At 44.6% G+C, this 18,036-nt stretch carries 19 protein-coding genes; 9 read left to right on the forward strand and 10 right to left on the reverse strand.

Annotation, left to right across the window (positions count from 1 at the left end):
- The first annotated feature begins 236 nt into the window (after positions 1–236).
- Both ACXAC1_RS02225 and queG read left to right on the forward strand, forming a co-directional pair.
- On the forward strand, positions 237–497 hold the full coding sequence (locus ACXAC1_RS02225) for a hypothetical protein (RefSeq protein WP_133562813.1): 261 nt from the start codon (positions 237–239) through the stop codon (positions 495–497).
- Between the two features lie 79 nt (positions 498–576).
- On the forward strand, positions 577–1,665 hold the full coding sequence (gene queG / locus ACXAC1_RS02230; RefSeq protein ID WP_475063768.1) for a tRNA epoxyqueuosine(34) reductase QueG: 1,089 nt from the start codon (positions 577–579) through the stop codon (positions 1,663–1,665).
- On the opposite strand, the gene ACXAC1_RS02235 is transcribed toward queG, so the two are convergent.
- The gene (locus ACXAC1_RS02235; protein ID WP_475058288.1) at positions 1,577–2,884 is read right to left on the reverse strand and encodes a GGDEF domain-containing protein; all 1,308 of its coding nucleotides are present in this window, start codon (positions 2,882–2,884) and stop codon (positions 1,577–1,579) included. The genes queG and ACXAC1_RS02235 overlap by 89 nt on opposite strands.
- 223 nt (positions 2,885–3,107) lie before the next feature.
- Entirely contained in the window at positions 3,108–3,971 is an 864-nt protein-coding gene (gene tesB, locus ACXAC1_RS02240; protein WP_133562805.1) for an acyl-CoA thioesterase II, read from the reverse strand.
- Between the two features lie 145 nt (positions 3,972–4,116).
- Here tesB and moaA point away from each other — a divergent pair, with 145 nt between their 5' ends.
- The 4 genes from moaA to ACXAC1_RS02260 are packed head-to-tail and all read left to right on the forward strand — an operon-like array spanning position 4,117 to position 7,330.
- Entirely contained in the window at positions 4,117–5,112 is a 996-nt protein-coding gene (gene moaA, locus ACXAC1_RS02245; protein ID WP_475058290.1) for a GTP 3',8-cyclase MoaA, read from the forward strand.
- 16 nt (positions 5,113–5,128) lie between these two features.
- Positions 5,129–5,668, forward strand: coding sequence for a molybdenum cofactor biosynthesis protein B (gene moaB, locus ACXAC1_RS02250; RefSeq protein ID WP_475058292.1), 540 nt, complete (start codon positions 5,129–5,131; stop codon positions 5,666–5,668).
- 2 nt (positions 5,669–5,670) lie between these two features.
- A complete protein-coding gene (locus tag ACXAC1_RS02255; RefSeq protein ID WP_475058295.1) occupies positions 5,671–6,861 on the forward strand; it encodes a molybdopterin molybdotransferase MoeA in 1,191 nt (396 codons plus the stop codon).
- 43 nt (positions 6,862–6,904) lie between these two features.
- Positions 6,905–7,330: a hypothetical protein gene (locus tag ACXAC1_RS02260; RefSeq protein WP_475058297.1), complete on the forward strand. Its 426-nt coding sequence runs from the start codon at positions 6,905–6,907 to the stop codon at positions 7,328–7,330.
- Positions 7,331–7,384: 54 nt separating this feature from the next.
- Here ACXAC1_RS02260 and serB read toward each other — a convergent pair whose 3' ends face one another.
- Complete coding sequence (gene serB, locus ACXAC1_RS02265) at positions 7,385–8,302, reverse strand: phosphoserine phosphatase SerB (RefSeq protein ID WP_475058299.1); 918 nt, start codon at positions 8,300–8,302, stop codon at positions 7,385–7,387.
- Between the two features lie 278 nt (positions 8,303–8,580).
- Between serB and ACXAC1_RS02270 the strand changes: the two genes are divergently transcribed.
- From ACXAC1_RS02270 to tnpC, 3 genes are all read left to right on the forward strand, one after another.
- Entirely contained in the window at positions 8,581–9,900 is a 1,320-nt protein-coding gene (locus tag ACXAC1_RS02270) for an AhpA/YtjB family protein (protein ID WP_475058302.1), read from the forward strand.
- A 100-nt stretch (positions 9,901–10,000) separates the two neighbouring features.
- On the forward strand, positions 10,001–10,363 hold the full coding sequence (gene tnpB, locus ACXAC1_RS02275; protein WP_475057608.1) for an IS66 family insertion sequence element accessory protein TnpB: 363 nt from the start codon (positions 10,001–10,003) through the stop codon (positions 10,361–10,363).
- A 36-nt stretch (positions 10,364–10,399) separates the two neighbouring features.
- Positions 10,400–11,983 (forward strand): IS66 family transposase, encoded by a 1,584-nt coding sequence (gene tnpC / locus ACXAC1_RS02280; RefSeq protein WP_475057611.1) that lies wholly within the window; start codon positions 10,400–10,402, stop codon positions 11,981–11,983.
- A 263-nt stretch (positions 11,984–12,246) separates the two neighbouring features.
- On the opposite strand, the gene rpoS is transcribed toward tnpC, so the two are convergent.
- The 7 genes from rpoS to ispF are packed head-to-tail and all read right to left on the reverse strand — an operon-like array spanning position 12,247 to position 18,027.
- Positions 12,247–13,239 (reverse strand): RNA polymerase sigma factor RpoS, encoded by a 993-nt coding sequence (gene rpoS / locus ACXAC1_RS02285; protein ID WP_475058304.1) that lies wholly within the window; start codon positions 13,237–13,239, stop codon positions 12,247–12,249.
- Between the two features lie 31 nt (positions 13,240–13,270).
- Positions 13,271–14,113 (reverse strand): peptidoglycan DD-metalloendopeptidase family protein, encoded by an 843-nt coding sequence (locus ACXAC1_RS02290; protein WP_475058307.1) that lies wholly within the window; start codon positions 14,111–14,113, stop codon positions 13,271–13,273.
- A 23-nt stretch (positions 14,114–14,136) separates the two neighbouring features.
- Positions 14,137–15,072, reverse strand: a complete 936-nt coding sequence (locus tag ACXAC1_RS02295) for a DUF368 domain-containing protein (RefSeq protein WP_475058309.1) — start codon at positions 15,070–15,072, stop codon at positions 14,137–14,139.
- A complete protein-coding gene (locus tag ACXAC1_RS02300; RefSeq protein ID WP_475058311.1) occupies positions 15,065–15,727 on the reverse strand; it encodes a protein-L-isoaspartate(D-aspartate) O-methyltransferase in 663 nt (220 codons plus the stop codon). Before ACXAC1_RS02300 ends, ACXAC1_RS02295 begins: the two co-directional genes overlap by 8 nt.
- The gene (gene surE / locus ACXAC1_RS02305) at positions 15,724–16,470 is read right to left on the reverse strand and encodes a 5'/3'-nucleotidase SurE (protein ID WP_475058313.1); all 747 of its coding nucleotides are present in this window, start codon (positions 16,468–16,470) and stop codon (positions 15,724–15,726) included. Before surE ends, ACXAC1_RS02300 begins: the two co-directional genes overlap by 4 nt.
- Positions 16,448–17,542: a tRNA pseudouridine(13) synthase TruD gene (gene truD / locus ACXAC1_RS02310; RefSeq protein ID WP_475058315.1), complete on the reverse strand. Its 1,095-nt coding sequence runs from the start codon at positions 17,540–17,542 to the stop codon at positions 16,448–16,450. The genes surE and truD overlap by 23 nt, the downstream gene beginning before the upstream one ends.
- Entirely contained in the window at positions 17,539–18,027 is a 489-nt protein-coding gene (gene ispF, locus ACXAC1_RS02315) for a 2-C-methyl-D-erythritol 2,4-cyclodiphosphate synthase (protein WP_475058319.1), read from the reverse strand. Before ispF ends, truD begins: the two co-directional genes overlap by 4 nt.
- Between the last annotated feature and the right edge of the window lie 9 nt (positions 18,028–18,036).

The following is an 18,036-nucleotide window of genomic DNA, read 5'->3' on the forward strand; positions in this document are numbered from 1 at the left end:
TGCTTGTAAAAATTCTACTCACAACACTTTGTGTAACGACTATACTCTAGTCGTATAGAAAGGGGCTGTTGGCCACCATCAGAAGAGATGTCAGCGGGGTATTGCTGACGTATTACTCCATTTTGTCAGGCGTACCATAATGTGTCAATGAAAAAGCACCACAAAACGCCATTCTTCTTGCTCTACAGCGGCTTTCATGGTGTCATACTTACATTGTAAATTAAGGAGTTACCACTATGGCTTCACAACTGAATCAACAACGTATTATTGATGAGTTTCTACGTTGCTTCCGTAAAATTCTTATGGAACCGGAATTGGCAGGAGAATTGGTTCGTATTGCCAAAGAGCATATCAATGAACCTAATGCTTACCAAGTCATCGCAGAAGCAGTTTCAAGTCAGACGACACTGAAAATCCCTGAAGAGCATTCAGACGCTGATCGTTTATTCATTAAATTACTGATGGATACGGTTAAGAGCGATAGCAACCTTTACTAAGTACTCCAGCTTGCAGGGGCGCGCCCCTGCCCAGCTTCACACCACCGCACTATTTTTGTGCAAAATCGACATTCAATAAATCGTGCCTTCTCTCTCAGAACTTGAATTACAGCAACTCGCTCAAGACATTAAATCATGGGCTTTGGAATTCGGCTTTAGCGAATGCCGTATCGTCGACCCCGAACTTGAGCAATATCGAGAAGGTTTTCAAGCTTGGCTCGATGAAGGTTATCACGGAGAGATGGAATATCTCGCCAACCACACTGATTTACGCTTCTCACCAGCCAGCTTGCATAGTGGCACACAACGTGTCATCAGCTTAAACATGGCTTACTTGCCTGAGTCTGTTGAAACGGTAAAACGCCTACAAACCAAAGACAAAGGTTATGTTGCACGCTACGCACTAGGCCGCGATTATCATAAATTAATTCGTAAACGCCTAACCCAATTGGCTAAGAAAATTGAGCTAGCAGTAGGGGAACATGGATACAGAGCATTTGTTGACAGTGCGCCTATTTTAGAGCGCCAAATAGCAGAGCAGGCAGGCATGGGCTGGATCGGTAAAAACACCTTATTACTGTCACCCAAAGCTGGTAGCTGGTTCTTACTGGGAGAGGTGTTCACCAACCTCCCACTTCCAGTTGATAAACCGACTGCAAAACGTCACTGCGGTAGTTGTAGCGCTTGCCTTGATAAATGCCCTACCAACGCATTTGTTGAACCTTGGGTTCTGGATGCAAGCAAATGCATTTCATACCTAACCATTGAATACGATGGGATCATTCCCGAAGAATTGCGTTCAAAGATGGGCAACCGCATTTTTGGCTGCGATGACTGTCAGCTGGTGTGTCCGTGGACAAAGTTTGCTAAACACAGTCAAGAGCAAGATTTCCAACCTCGACACAACTTAGATAACGAAGATCTACTCACATTGTTCAAATGGGATGAGGATACCTTTCTTAAAAACACGGAAGGCTCGCCCATCAGACGAACTGGTTATGAAAACTGGCGTAGGAATATTGCAGTCGCGCTAGGAAACGCTCCCACACGGATCGATATTATTGAAGCATTAGAAGATGCTAAGTTGACAGCTTCTGAGAAGCTTCGAATTCATCTGGATTGGGCTCTGTCTCAACATCAAACACCTCAACAAACTCCCCCTCTTTGAGCGCAATGATTTCAAGTTGGGTGTGACTGTTTTCTAAATAAGCAATGATAACTCGATTACGACCACTGCCTTTCGCATCATATAACGCATCATCAGCACGTTTAAGCAACTGTGCGGCGGTTTCTTGTTGGCTCAATTGTGCAACCCCAATGCTCGCTGTGACTTGAATAGATTGCGCCTCAAAGTGGGTGGCAGCCATCACTGAACGGAGTTGTTCAGCTTTCTTTTCAGCCATCATGATATCGAAGTAAGGTAGCAACACCGCGAACTCCTCCCCTCCCCAGCGAGCCACGACACCTTCTTCAGAAACAACCTCTTGAATGATCCGAGCGGCATGCTTTAGCACATGATCCCCCACTTGGTGGCCATAGTGATCATTCACTTTCTTAAAATCATCTAAATCGACTAATAGAAGTGCCAAAGGTGTGTTGCGCCTACTGGCAACTGCAACATGCTCACTGAATAATGTATCAAAGCGAGTTCGATTGTAGACCTGAGTGAGTGCATCCGTGTTAGCAATAACAGACAACTGCTTATTGAGTTCAACCAGCTCTAGGTTTCTCTCTTCAAGTGCAGCCGTTTTGGAATGAATACGAGACTCCAACACTTGGTTAATATCCGACAGTTCTTCACGAGACTTTGCCAACGATAGAATCACGCGATTTACTCCAGCAAGCATCTGACGGTATTCAGCAAACTGGCCTAAAAATGCATCCGCTTGTAGTGGTTCTGGATGGCGTAAATTAATCAGACTTAACTCCCTCATAAAGCCACTAAAGACGCCGTCTAAACTTCGGTTTATAAGGATCTTTAAGGTCAGTAACAAAAGCGCTAGCTGAAAGAATAGAAGCCCAATGATAGGGAAGAAGTGATGGATAACAAATCCAGAAAAAGAGGCATCAGAGAACCTTACGAATAGCTGGTAAATTTCGCCTGAAGCAGATTGGAAAGTATAGGAAGGCTGATTCGACTCTTCTAAGGTGACGTGACTAGGCCAATGAATCAGCTCCTTGCCCCCTGCATCAAATAACGAAACAGATTCAATCGGAACACCATTTTCCTTCGAAAACCGCAAGCCCAACGCAAGACTTTTCGTGACCTCACTGAAATCCTTATTGGATTGCTCGATGATGTCTATAAAACCGCTCTGAAGTTGCTCAATAACCGTTTGATGTCGCTGCTCTAGCTGTTGGTGTGACCATAAAAAAAAACCAGCCAAGGCTATGCCTGCCACAAAAAGGTAACAGGCAAATAGCTTGCTTAGAACAAAATGCGAGACATTTCTCCGAGGTACCACGCTAAACCCTTTTATATCCTTATGAGAGCGAGAAGCCTTACCGATTTATAGACTTGTCGAAATATTTATTTTAGTTAAATAAACAATCGATCAAAGTTAACACAACCACAACACTCCAAATAGAATTGTTACACTTTGTTACAATTTATTTTTGCATCAATCGAATTAAGCCTTCTTGTGCCGTTGAAGCAACGAGGTTACCTTCTCTGTCAAAGATTTTCCCACGTACAAAGCCCCGAGCTCCGGATGCAGATGGACTGTCGGCCACATACAACAACCAGTCATCTAGTCGAAATGGTCGATGGAACCAAATGGAGTGGTCCAAACTTGCAATTTGAAGACCTGGGTTGCCGATGGAAATACCATGGGGCTGAAGTGCGGTCTCCAAAAAGCCATAATCCGTGGTATAGGCCAGCATTGACTGATGCACTAGCTCGTTATCAGGTAATGGCGACACACTTCGAATCCACATATGTCGCGCAGGTAAGCCTGGGCGCGGGCGAAATGGGTTTTGATTTTCGACAATACGGTATTCGATTGGTCTTTCCGCCGTTAATAGACTTCGAATACGTTCAGGGATTTCCTCAGCATGCCTTTGGAAAAGGCTCAACTCTGATTTGAAGTTTTCAGGCCCCGGCACATTCGGCATAGCTTCTTGATGTGATAGACCATCTTCAAACTTTTGAAAGGATGCAGTCATAACTAGGATCGTGTCACCATTCTGACGTGCAATCACACGTCGAACACTGAAACTGCCCCCATCACGAACGGTTTCTACGTCATAATCAATTGTTTGCTTTGCGTCGCCTGGACGAATAAAGTAACTATGTAATGAGTGAGGGAAGCGATCTTCAGGAACAGTTTGTGCTGCGGCACTTAGCGACTGCCCCACAACCTGACCTCCAAACACCTTGGGAAAGCCTAAATCTTGACTCTTACCGACAAATTGTGTGTCAGACACACGATTCAAAGTGAGTAACTCAATTAAATTATGTATAACACTATGCACTGCGATTCCCCTATTTCAGTAATTGGCGTTAATGAGCGATGCATGGCACGCTATGCGCATCACGTCAGCCGCAGTTAGAACAGAGAACTTTGCCTCTGTGAACAAATTTTGCTTCTATTAGAAAGTTGTAGCGAGGCTAATTCAAGTGTCAGATTCCATGCTCATAGATCCATTCGGTCGAAATATCGACTATTTGCGCATATCGGTTACCGATCGATGTGACTTTCGTTGCACCTATTGCATGGATGAGAATGCAACATTCCTACCTCGCAAGGACATATTATCGCTTGAGGAAATTGTTCAAGTCGCTAAAGCTTTTGTTGCATTAGGCGCACGAAAAATTCGCATTACAGGCGGCGAGCCTTTGGTGAGAAAAGATATCTTATGGGCCTTAGAGCAGATTGCCGTGCTACCAGGTTTAGAGGAGCTGACAATCACCACCAATGGCTCTCAACTTAAAAAAATGGGCCAGCAGTTATTCGACTTAGGCGTATCGCGCATTAATATCAGTTTAGATACGCTTAAGCGTGATCGCTTTGAAAAACTCACGCGAAGAGACAAATTAGAGCAAGTCTTACGCGGCATAGATACTGTAACAGCCTTTCCCTTTAAGCAGCTAAAACTCAACGCAGTGATTCTTGGTGGTCATAACGATGACGAAGTAGAGACATTGGTTGATTACGCCCTGCAACGCAATATGGACATCAGCTTTATCGAAGAGATGCCTCTTGGCGCTATATCAGATCATGATCGTGCTGAAGTTTATGTCTCTAGTGACACCATACTCAAGCGACTACAGACTCGCTGGCAGCTCACTCCTAGCCCGCATAAAACTGGCGGTCCATCGCGTTATTTTCAAATCGCAGGAGAGCGTTCTAAAGTTGGCTTTATTTCTCCACATAGTCATAACTTTTGCAGCACCTGCAACCGTGTACGTATGACGGTTGAAGGTCGTTTACTGTTATGTCTTGGTAATGAGCATTCCAAAGATTTAAAAAGTGTTCTCAGAACACACCCCAATGACCTAAAGCCATTGCAGGATCAAATCGTGAAAGCGTTGGCTCTAAAACCTGAAAAACACCATTTTAACTTAGATGAAGAGCCGCAGATCCTTCGCTTTATGAGTGCAACTGGCGGCTAAATATAAGGATGTCACCATGGCTAAAGTGCCTTCTCCATTTCGTCCCTTAAATATAAATGTACTAACCGTATCCGATACACGCTCTTTAGCAGAAGATACTTCAGGCAATGCGTTAATCCATGCATTAACCGAAGCAGGCCACACCCTTGGCGAGCGGTCCATTGTCAAAGATGATATTTATGCGATGCGTGCCGTCGTATCACAGTGGATCGCAGATAACTCAGTGAACGTTGTATTAATTACAGGCGGTACAGGGTTTTACTCTCGCGACAGCACCCCTGAGGCCATCACACCGCTTCTCGATAAGCAGGTAGATGGTTTTGGCGAACTGTTTAGACAAATCTCCTACGATGAAATCGGCACATCTACGATTCAATCTCGTGCTCTAGCGGGGCTTGCCAATAACACCCTTATCTTTTGTTTACCTGGTTCAACAGGGGCCTGTAAAACGGCTTGGCATGGCATTATCAAAGAGCAGCTTGATGCTCGCCACAAGCCATGTAACTTTGTCACTATGCTGCTAGGCCCTTACCAGCCACCAGTGCATGAGGTATAACAATGTCATCTCTTATGCCTCTGCAAGAAGCACTCGAACACATCACACATACGTTAGATGTGATCACGTCTACTGAAAGCATTCCATTACTGGAAGCACTAGGACGTGTTCTTGCTTGCGACATAGAATCACCAATAAATGTTCCTCCAGCGGCCAACAGCGCCATGGACGGTTATGCCGTTCGCTGTAGCGATCTAGCATCCCAAGCAGATCTAATCGTTTCTCAGCGCATTGCTGCTGGACAACCCCCTTCCCCTTTAGCAGAAAACTCCTGTGCACGCATTTTTACTGGAGCTGAAATACCAGCCGGTGCGGATGCCGTTGTGATGCAAGAAAATACAGAGATTCAGGGAGATAGAATCCACTTTCTTGAGACGGTCGAGACGCACCAAAACATTCGTCCCGCAGGACAAGATATCGCCAAAGGCATGAAAGTTCTGAGCCAAGGCAAACGTCTGAATGCCATTGATATTGGCGTTTTAGCCAGTATTGGTGTAGCTGATGTTAGGGTTTATTGTCCCTTGAAGGTAGGTATTTTAACCACCGGTGACGAACTTCAATCGCCTGGTGCAGCACTGCAACCGGGGCAGATTTATAACTCCAATGGCCCGCTCATGACATCTCTTGTGCAAAGCGCTGGCCACCAAGCTGTCAAAGTTATGCATGCCAATGATTCAGTAGCCGATACAGAACAAGCTTTGCAAACACTAAGCGAACAATGTGACATTATTTTATCCTCCGGTGGTGTGTCGGTTGGCGAAGAAGATCACGTCAAACATACCATTGAGCGCAATGGCACCCTGCACCTTTGGAAAATCGCCATTAAACCCGGTAAACCACTTGTGTTTGCAAACGTGTTTAATACACCGTTTATTGGCCTTCCTGGCAACCCAAGCTCTACTCTTGTCACGTTTCATCTATTCGCTCGTCTAGCGCTTGCTAAAGCGGCAGGAGAACAGTTGACTCTTCCTCCCCCCTATCCAGTGAAGTGTCATTTTTCTCGCAAAGGTAATCAATCACGAGATGAGTTTTTAAGAGTGCACGTACAAAATGGTATTGCCACTCCTCATGTACAACAAAGCTCGGGGGCCTTGTTGGCAGCCAGCCAAACGGATGGCTATCTGCATGTGCCAGCAAAACATGACGTAACACCGGATAGTGAGTTCAACTTTTACCCATTTGCCTGCTTCTAAACTACACTAAAGAAAAATTCTTGTTGTAACTAGGAGTTAGGCAGTGAGAGATAAAGCTTGGGAACAATCGTTGTACGAACATCAGCATGCCATGATCAAGCGCTTAGATGTTCACCGAAAGAAAGAGCGCAGTGCTCCATTAACCACTGACGAAGTAATGGCTGTCGAGCATACCTTCCAATTGCTGGTTGCCTCAATGCTCGACTTAGCTATCTATCTTTTGCGCCATCACTATGAAGTGGACGTCGATAGCCGTGATCAAGTATTGGATGCCCTTCTAGAACACAAGGATGTTACTTACGAACAGGGGGAGCAAATACGAGTATTGATTGAGCTAAGGCAAAAGATTTTATTTGATTATCTAGATGAAAACTTTGAAGAGCTGTCATCTGCTCTATCACTTAGACGATATGGGCTGGTAGAAATTCTTACCAAAGAATGGACCGCTCGACTGGACAGTACTACGTAAAATTCATAAAAATTATGGCATCGGAATTCGCTAACCTCGATGCCATATATTTCATTAACCTACAATCGTGGTTATTTCATCCGAACTTAGGCCAAGCAAGTACAAAATGCCATTTAGCCCAGTATGGCTCAGCGGACAGGGTGCTTGTTGACGAACAATGGGTTTCGCGTGCAATGCTACACCTAGTGCCGCATCATTCAACATAAGAAGATCGTTTGCGCCATCACCACAAGCAATGGTTTGCGCAAACGGAACCTCGTACTTCTCACTCAACTCTTTCAGCAAGAGCTGCTTACGTTTAGCGTCAACAATAGGACCAAGATGTTTACCAGTTAACGTGCCACTTTCGATTTCTAGGACATTCGCATGGACTTCAGTGAAGTCATAATCCTGCTGCACACGTTCCGCAAAATACGTAAAACCACCTGACAGAATGGCTGTTTTCCAACCAAAATGATTCAGCACCTTCATGAGTACAGCGATACCATCCATCGGCTGAATTCGCTGATATACGGAATCCATCACATCGCTACTCAAACCATTAAGCAAAGATAGTCGCTGAACAAAGCTCTGTGTAAAATCAATTTCGCCACGCATGGCGCTGGCTGTAACGGCAGATATTTGTTCGCCTATCCCCATTTCAACAGCCAACTCATCCATTACTTCAGCCTTGATAAGAGTCGAGTCCATATCAAATACTGCCAAACCAGGCTGAGACAAAAGCGGTTGAGAGGTTTGCAGAATATGATCAATCTTAGTGTCATCAGCCAATGCCAAAAGCGCCAAACGCAAGCTGTCATATTTACCATCTTCTATGGGAGTGCTAAGGTCATAGCGCCACACATCGAAGGTATCTTGCTGGTTTGAAAGAACAGTATGTGTAGCATCCAATGCTTGTGTTGTTAGCCAAGCTTGGAAATTCGGTTGATATTGAGCAAGATTGTCGCCAATAAGTGTGATCGAAGCAGTCATGTTAACTCCTGATAATGGGGACGCTAACTATATCAAATCCCTGACCTGACGCTAACTGTCAAGCAGAACTAAAGAATACGTTATTTGAACCGAAAACACTGGTAGGCCATATCGAATTTTCGGTTAAATCAATAAGATACCCGTTTCTCAAATATACTAGGACGTCGATGGACATCGTGAAAAAACTCTCATCTGGGTACCATAGTTTATTAAAAAAGTGTTCATCAGCGAGCCTTTTACTCACAACATACCTAGGACTTATCCTAGTCACACTCTTTGTGATTTGGTTTTCCGTAACCTCTGCCGTCGATAGGCACCTCGACCAGCAGACGGACATTTTAGGCAGCAGCCTAGCAACACAAGCCGCTTTTAACGCAACGCAGTCTATTTTGACCAATGACTTACTAAGCTTAAACGTACTACTCAATCGTCTCGTCGCAAGCGATAGCATCTTAGGCGCTAGAGTCTACAACAAAAAGGACGAGCTACTCGCAGAAGCCAACCGCAATGGCAGCCAAGGTAATAGTGAGCGAGAAATACGCCCAACGGATACACACCTAGTGTTTAGCTCCCCTATCCGTTTTCGTGATGACGTTGTTGGCCATGTCATGATTGCTTTAGATAAAAGCTCAGCGCAGAGTACTCTTACCCATATCAGCAACTTAATGATTGGCTTAGGAATTTTTCTTGCAGCGGTCACTAGTGTGTTTTTGCTCCTGATTGTCAGACGCATGTTTATGCCCATCGCAAGGGTGACAGATGCCATTGAAGCATTTACTAATGGAACCAATAATGCCCCAATGCCTGAGCACTCATATAAAGAAGCCCTTGAGCTGATCGATCATGTTCGTCAATTGCAACAGCTTGAATTAGTTGAACCTGTTAAGCCCGAAATTGAAACGCAAGACAGTAAAGCAGAACCTATCGACGAGGAAGGGCAGTTTGAAATTAACTTCGAGCAAATTATCAAGGAAAGCGAACGTGAGTCCTGTGCGCTAGTCATTCAGTTTAAACACCTCGCCGAGTGGCGAGATGAGCTTCCCCCATTACAAGTCGCTAACTTACTGACCCCTCTTTACCGCACCATCTTCCTAGCTAGCGAGTACTACAACGGGCAAGTTCATCAATATGATAAAGACTGTGTGTTGATGTTGTTTCAGGCAAAGAAATGCGATGAGAACCTATACATGAATGCTGCATGCTGTGCGGAACTCATTCAACAGCTCTTACAGCAACTTATGGAAACCAGCCTTTATACAGATGTCCCAAATGTTCAGTACCATATGGGTTTACATAAAGGCACTGAAGCCCTATCTAGTATGTTTGAAGCGAATCATATTGAAACAGAACAGTTAGAGGAACTAATAAAAGCCGCTGATTCTCTTTCTCTATCTGAGTCACAGAATACGCTTATCTTAAGTGAAGAGGTTATCACTGTTCCTGAAATTCAAAATCGAATTATTCTAAGCTTACCCGAAATCATTGAACGAGGTAATGAGGAGGTGCTTGCTTACACCGTAAAAGGGTTGTCTGACAAATATCGAAATAGGGTTCAAGAACAACTTGAATCCATAGAACTCCCCTCTATAAATGCTTAACCATAGTGGCTGTCAGGAGCCTAAACGTAAGCGTCCGGCCATTCACACCTTAATCTAGCACCTTAGATCCGACATAGTCATGACTTTTGGAGTAATGACTGTGTTCAATACAAGCGATTCCCTCCCTGTTATTCTGATTTGTGGTCCAACCGATATGCGTAAGTCCATTGATGGCTTAACCGCTATCGTTGCGTACGACTTAGAACAAGAGCCATGCTCTGATCGTTTATTCGTCTTTTGCGGTCGAACCCGTAATCGTCTCAAAATCCTGCAATGGTCTAGGAATGGTTTTTGGCTGCATTACAAACGCTTGGAAAAAGGTGTGTTTCAATGGCCGGGCATCGAAGATGAGCAATTGTCTTTGCAAGTATCACCAAGGCAGCTCAATTGGCTACTGGATGGTTTACCGCTTAGTCTTGATCAGGCCCACCCAAAAATTACCTACCGTTATCATGAAAATTAGCGCTCTAATCTGTAGATGGCTGGTATAATCCATGCCATGAAAAAGACTCTGAATGACCTACCTGACGATATTGATTTGCTTAAGAAACTCTTGCTTGAGCAGGCGGAGCAGTTGTCAGAAAAAGATGAACAAATTGATCATTGGAAGGCGGGCTATGAACGCCTGCTACAGCAATGGCGTTTGGCCCAACATCGCCAGTTTGGCAAAAGCTCTGAGAAGAGTCCAGGTCAAGGTGAACTGTTTGATGAGGCTGAAGCAGTGGTCGCAGAAGAAGAGACTTCAAACGAAGCCGATTCGTCGTCAGAAAAGAACGATGCATCAATGCGTCATCGCCCTAAGCGTAAAGTCTTGCCCAAAGACCTTCCTCGCACTGTCATTGAGCTGGATGTCGCCAATGTAGAAAAAGTCTGTGCGTGTTGCCAAGGTGCATTACATCGTATTGGCGAAGATCGTTCGGAGCGCTTAGAGTTTATTCCTGCTAAAATCACGGTGATTGAAACGGTTCGTCCTAAGTATGGCTGTCGCCATTGTGAGCAGAATGAAACGCATGTCACGATCAAACAAGCACCACCAGCACCCAGTCTTATCCCAAAAGGCATCGCAACACCAAGTTTGCTAAGCCAGATCATCACCAGTAAATACCAATTTGCTTTACCTCTGTATCGACAAGAGGCGCTGTTCAAGCAATTAGGCATTGAGCTGAGCCGCAGAACCATGTCGGACTGGGTGCTCAAAAGTGCCGATGCATTAAGACCGCTTTACCAGAGACTGAAAGACATTTTAGTCCAGCAGCCTGCGCTTCATGCGGACGAAACACCGCTCAATGTGGTGAAAGAAGATCGAGATAAATGCTACATGTGGGTCTATTGCAGTGGTACAGATGGTCCAGACACGCCTCATCCTATGTATAAAACGCCATTAATCCCCATTGTTTTATACGAGTTCCAAAAAACGCGCCAAGCGACCCACCCCAAGACCTTTTTGAATGATTACTCAGGGTATCTACACGCCGATGGGTATGCTGGATACGAACAAACCGACACACAGCTCGTTGGATGCTGGGCCCACGCACGCCGTAAATTTATGGACATTGCCAAAAGTTTAGGAAAGAACAAGACGGGCACACATACCGTGGCACTGAACTGGATACAAAAGCTCTATGCCATTGAAAGTAGAGCTGCACAGTGCGAGACAACGGAAAAGGCCTTCGCTTATCGCCGTGAACAGGCGATACCGGTGCTAAACGACTTTAAGAAGTGGCTAGAAAAAACAGTGAAAAACAAGCCGCCAAAAGACAAGCTCACCAGTGCTTTAAATTACTGTCTCAACCAATGGGATAAGCTTATTCGCTATGTTGACGATCCACACCTCAACATCGACAACAACCGTGCCGAGCGAGCCATCAAGCCGTTCGTGATTGGGCGAAAGAACTGGCTCTTCTCAAATACGGAAAATGGTGCCGAGGCCAGTGCGATGCTCTACAGCATGATCGAAACTGCTAAAGCCAATGGCTTGATCACTTACGACTACCTTGTGAAAGTGTTTGAAGAACTACCAAAACGCAAAACAGGTGCAGACATCGATGACTTGCTGCCTTGGAATGTGACGTTAACGTCTTAGAAGAAACTGTTCTCTGCTGCATCCGTGCAGCTTCATGGTCATCCTGAAGAAAGGCAGAGCTCCCATCCTAGGAGCTTAAACTATCCATAGCTCTCTGCCTCAAACGTACATTAAAGAGATCACAGCCTGTTTGCACCTTTTAAATGTCTCAAAAGTGTTATAGATCAAAAAACATCCTCAAGGTGTGAATGGCCGGACGCTTACGCCTAAACAAAAAAGCTCTAGTATCAACTAGAGCTTCATTTATTCAAACTCAATTTATTTTAATTATCTAGGTCGATTACATCGGTTAAAGATAATCCCCTATTTTGCAACATAATCCGAAGCTTCCTTAAAGCCTCTACTTGTATTTGGCGAACTCGTTCTCGAGTGAGTCCAATTTCAGCTCCCACATCCTCTAACGTGCTCGGTTCATAACCACGAAGTCCAAAGCGCCGCGCAATTACTTCTCGCTGCTTATCATTTAACTCATCTAAAAGCTGTTCAATATTGTGCTGAACATCCCCTTCTTGACGATCACCCTCAGGGCCAGAATGCTGAGTATCGGCCAACACTTCAACCAAGCTTTTATCGCTATCTGAGCCACCCAAAGGAGAATCAATAGAGCTAACACGCTCATTTAAACTGAGCATCTTCTGCACATCTTCTACTGGTCGATCTAACATTTGTGCAATTTCTTCAGGGGTCGGCTCATGATCTAACTTCTGGGTCAGCTCGCGCGCCGCCCGAAGATAGATATTAAGTTCTTTAACTACATGTATAGGCAGGCGAATAGTTCGGGTTTGGTTCATAATGGCACGCTCAATCGTCTGACGTATCCACCACGTTGCGTAGGTGGAAAAACGAAAGCCTCGCTCTGGATCAAACTTTTCCACTGCACGAATGAGCCCCAAATTACCTTCTTCAATCAAATCTAGTAATGTCAGTCCTCGGTTTAAATATCTGCGTGATATCTTCACCACTAAGCGTAAATTACTCTCAATCATACGCTTTCGAGCTGCTTCATCTCCTTTCAGTGCAAGACGAGAGAAATAAACCTCTTCCTCAGCCGTTAGCAAAGGAGAATAACCAATCTCACTCAAATAAAGCTGAGTGACATCGAGGGATTTTGTGTCACTATCGGCATAACGCGCATTGACAGCTGACTCAAACTCATCATTTGATTCCTCTTGCAACTCAACCATTGCCTCGAAATCCAAATCTTCCGTATTTTGAATTAGTTCTTCAGCTGTTTTATCCATCTCTACTGGTTTCATATAGCCCTCCTCAATTCCCAAATTATAATTATTATTGTTTGGGTAAAACTTTTAGTGGATCAATTGGCTGGCCATCCCGCCTTACTTCAAAATGCAGTAAAGGTCTTTCAGAACCTTTACCACCAATGATGGCAAGGGAGTCACCCGCTCGAACACTTTGTTTTTCCTTGACTAGGATACGATCATTGTATGCATATGCACTTAGATAGACATCGTTGTGTTTCACAATAACCAAATTGCCATAACCAATTAAGCCATTGCCTGCGTACACTACAACACCATCTGCCGCTGCTTTAACATGTTCAGAATCCTTCCCTCTTATGTCTATACCTTTACTACTTACGCCTGCATTTGAAAAGCTTTTTGTGACAGATCCAGCAATTGGCCAGCGCCAAGCAGATACTTTTTGATCAGGTATATTTACAGTCGACACAGATCTTGAAGAAGAGTTCACTTTTTCTGTGGAGTTTTTTGTTACAGGCTTAACAGGAGTTGATGCAGATGCGCTGGCCCTGGTAGAGGAGACAATTTTAGTACTCTTAGGAGTCCCCCTTAGACGTATTTTCTGATTTGGGTAAATAACGTATGGGGAATCAATACCATTAATATTTGCTACATTTCGATAATCTAAACCATAAGAAAACGCTATAGAAAACAATGTGTCTCCTGATCGTACTCGATGAATTCCTGAGCTTGGAATGGATTTCGTTTTAGGAGAAGGTGATGTGCTTCGGGTATTTCCTGTGCTGCCATAATGGAAACTGTCAGACGCACAGCCAGTGACAAGCAGGCAAACCAAAATGACACCACTGAATTGCTGCGTCACCGTAAAAAACGTGTTGATAAAAATTCTCAGCACTTTGGTTTCCTGCATAAAACGTATCACTTTTTACACAACTACGACGATTTTGCGTAAGTGTTAATTTTTTGTAAGGAGATGTAATGTACCCCGTAAACCAACGCGGCGCCCAGAATCATTAGAGCGATTGGAATTATCATAGTATCCACTACATTGAATGCTGACATGTGCCAAGGTAATAGTAACTGTTCTTCACTTGGTAAACGCTTACTACCTACCTCAATGAATGCTGTTACTTGCTTCCACGGCCAAACCTTCACCAAGGCCCCTAACATGATGCCTGTAAGCAGAGCTAAAGTCATAGATTTTGCATTCTCTAACAACCAATTTAGCACTTTTGAAAAACTCAACAGCCCTAATAAAGCACCGACCGCAAAAATGCCAATTACCATCAGATCCAATTGCTTAATGGCAGTCATCACAAAACCATACATACCCAGCATTAATAGAATAAAACTACCTGAAATGCCTGGTAGAATCATCGCACATATTGCAATCATGCCAGACAAGAAAATCATTAGAGGGCCAATGTCTACTTGAGTTGGGGCCAACAATGAAAGAGAAGCTCCTACAGCAATGCCAACCACCATGACCAAAAAATGTCGTTTTGAAAAGCTAGGTATCTCATGCAATAGCACATACGCAGAGGCAAGAATCAAACCAAAGAAAAAGCTCCACAGCCATACTGGATAAGAGGCCAACAACGAAGTAATCACACTGGCAATGCCAAAAATACTGGTTGCTACTCCGAACAAAAGCACCACTAGAAAACTACCATCAAAATGACGCCATAACCCTTTAAAGTCACCTTTGAATAACAGCGCAATACTGGCCTTATTTACACCACTTAAGGCATGAATTAAGCGATCATAGATCCCTACAATAAAAGCTATGGTGCCACCTGATACACCAGGAACCACATCAGCGGCCCCCATTAACACACCACTTAAATACGTTTTAAGCCACTTAGGCATCCACTTTCCCTTCGAGTAATGGAACAAATTGTGCTGGGGTAGATTCTAAACGTTTCCACTTATTCCCCATACGCTGCCAGCAACCAATGCTGGGTACTTCATCTGCGATGGGCATAATTAAAATGCCATCTTCTTTTAACATATCAGTCAAGGCTACCGGCACCTTACTTGCCATAGCTGTAACAATGATGGCATCCATCTGAACTTTCTGAGGCCACCCTAAGTGACCATCCCCATGTAAAAATTCAACGTTATTGAAGCCCATGCTGCGGATACGAGCTTGAGCTTGGAGGTAAAGACTTTTTTGTCTTTCAATGGTGTGCACTTTGTTAAAAAAGTGCGCTAATAAACATGTTTGATAACCAGAGCCCGTTCCCACTTCTAAAACACGACCTAAACGTGCGTAAGTCAACAGCCACAAGGTCATTTTAGCAACAGTCAATGGCTGGCTAATCGTCTGACTACGACCAATTGGAAGCGGAGTTGGGCTGTATGCTAAATGAGAAAAAGCCGGCTCAACAAATTCATGACGCGGTAAGCGTCCCATAAGTTCCAGCAATTCTGTGTGCTCAACCCCTTCACACATTAAGTGCTCTAGCATCTGACTAGATCGAGGTTGAGACCGTTTTAACAACTCATCCAATGCTATGCTCATGGTGCTAAATCGTTCACCCATTGGTGCAATTGATTGATCGAAGAATGACAAGTCATGTCTGTATGAATAGGAGTAATCGAGACATAGCCATTCGAAACAGCATAGAAATCCGTGTCATCCGCTGCATCATTGGGTTCTGCCAACATACCAATCCAATAGCACTCAATCCCCTTAGGGTGATTCGCTGGAATAGCTGGGTGCGCTTGATGACGATAACCTAAGCGTGTCACTCTAATCCCTTTCAATTCTTCATAAGGAACGTCTGGCACGTTTACATTGAGCAGAACCTTTGGAGGTAATGCCAATGCGTGTGTGTCCTGCAAAAGCATATCAATGACTTTGGCAGCGGTATCAAAATGATGTTTCCCTACCAACGAAACGGCAATCGCTGGCCGCCCGAGGTGACGGGCTTCCATCGCAGCGGCGACGGTTCCGGAATAAAGCACATCATCCCCTAGGTTTGGTCCGTGGTTTATGCCTGAAATCACAGCATCAAAACGGCCATCAATCACTTCAGAGATCGCTAAATTAACACAATCCGTTGGTGTGCCATCGACTTTGTATTGGTTCTCACGAACGTTAGTCGGACGCAATGGACGAGTTAACGTTAATGAATTGCTAGCACCACTTCGGTCTCGATCAGGTGCGACTAAAGTGATGTCATATCGACTTTTTAGCTGTTTTGCTAAGGTTTGAATACCCAGAGCATCCAACCCATCATCATTCGAAAGAAGTAGTCTCATTATGCTTGTCTTGAGATCGGTCGTTAATAGTAAAAAGCTCTCTTAGAACACTCGTTGCAAAAGCGCCTTTCGGAAGCTCAAATTGCAACACCAGTTGGTCTGCTTCCTTTGCATTAGATAGCAATTCCCAGGCCATATTCGTTGGGACGATTCGTGTCGCGCGGCTATCTCTAGAAAAGTCGAAGCTGATCAACCCCTCTAACAAATCACTCTGCTCAGCATATAGTTCAGTCATCGCCTTAGCTCGCTCTGGGTTAGTGCCCATCGGCCAACCATCACTGATCAAAGGCAGAACTGGCGAAATGTCGCCATTACGATGGCGCACTAGGTTTTCTAACGAATGCTCTTTTATACGAAAGGATTGTGAACCATCTCTCGGTTGGGCAATATCACCAACACTTAACGTATCCCAACTGCCCTGCTCTACAAATTGCGATAACGCTTCATTGAAGAACCATGAGCGGATTGCTGATAACCAAAACGACTGCGTTTTGTTCAGCTTGTGAGTACCTTTTCGTCCTGGCAGAACGAACTTGTAACCATTGACTAGGTTATTACCTTGAATACCAAAACGCTGTTCACCGTAATAGTTCGGGACACCAAAACGCTCAATTAGACTTAAACGCTGCTCAATCTCTGAACGCTCTCCCTGTATATTGCGTAGGCGTAATACAAAGCGATTCCCTTGAAGACCACCTGTTTTTAGCTTCTTCGAGTGACGTGTCTGCAATAGTACACGAACCATTTCGGGCTCACGAAACACTTGCTCGATTACGCTAAGATCCGGCGCTTGCCCAGTCATGTGCAAACAAAACCACTGGCGCGTACAAGCGTGTCGATCTTTAACCCCCGCATACGTCACTCTATTAGGAGAAATATCGGCAGCTTGGGCTAAACGTTTGGCTAAGTAATCAGTGTTAACACCCTGCTTCTCAACCCATAAATAAACGAACTCGCCTTTGCCTTCTGGTTCAAACCCTAGGATTTCTTCAACAAGAAAATCGCTGGCAAAGGTTTTTAAATCTGCGCGCGCATGGGGCGCTGTCCACGCGTAATGCCAATCTGTGTTCATGCATTCTCTCGGTACAATAGAGCCACGGCTTCGACAGCAATGCCTTCTTTACGCCCAGTGAATCCCAACTTCTCCGTTGTCGTTGCTTTGACGTTCGAAGCTGACATATCGATTTGAAGATCCGCGGCTATGTTGGCGCGCATATCATCAATATGCGGACGCATTTTAGGTGCTTGCGCGATAATGGTTACATCAACGTTAGCAACAGACCAGCCGAGCTTTTGAATCTCTGAATAAGCCTGACGCAACAACACTCTGCTATCAGCACCTTCAAATTCAGCTTCCGTATCAGGAAAGTGTTTACCTATATCCCCTAATGCTGCCGCGCCAAGCAAAGCATCCGTCAAAGCATGCAGCGCAACATCACCGTCGGAGTGCGCTATCAACCCCTTATCATAGGGAATGGAGACACCACCGATAATAATATGGTCACCTTCTCCAAATTTATGGACATCAAAGCCGTGACCAATACGAAATGGAAACATGTTGTTCTC

Source organism: Marinomonas sp. AWM4_232, from assembly GCF_056158325.1.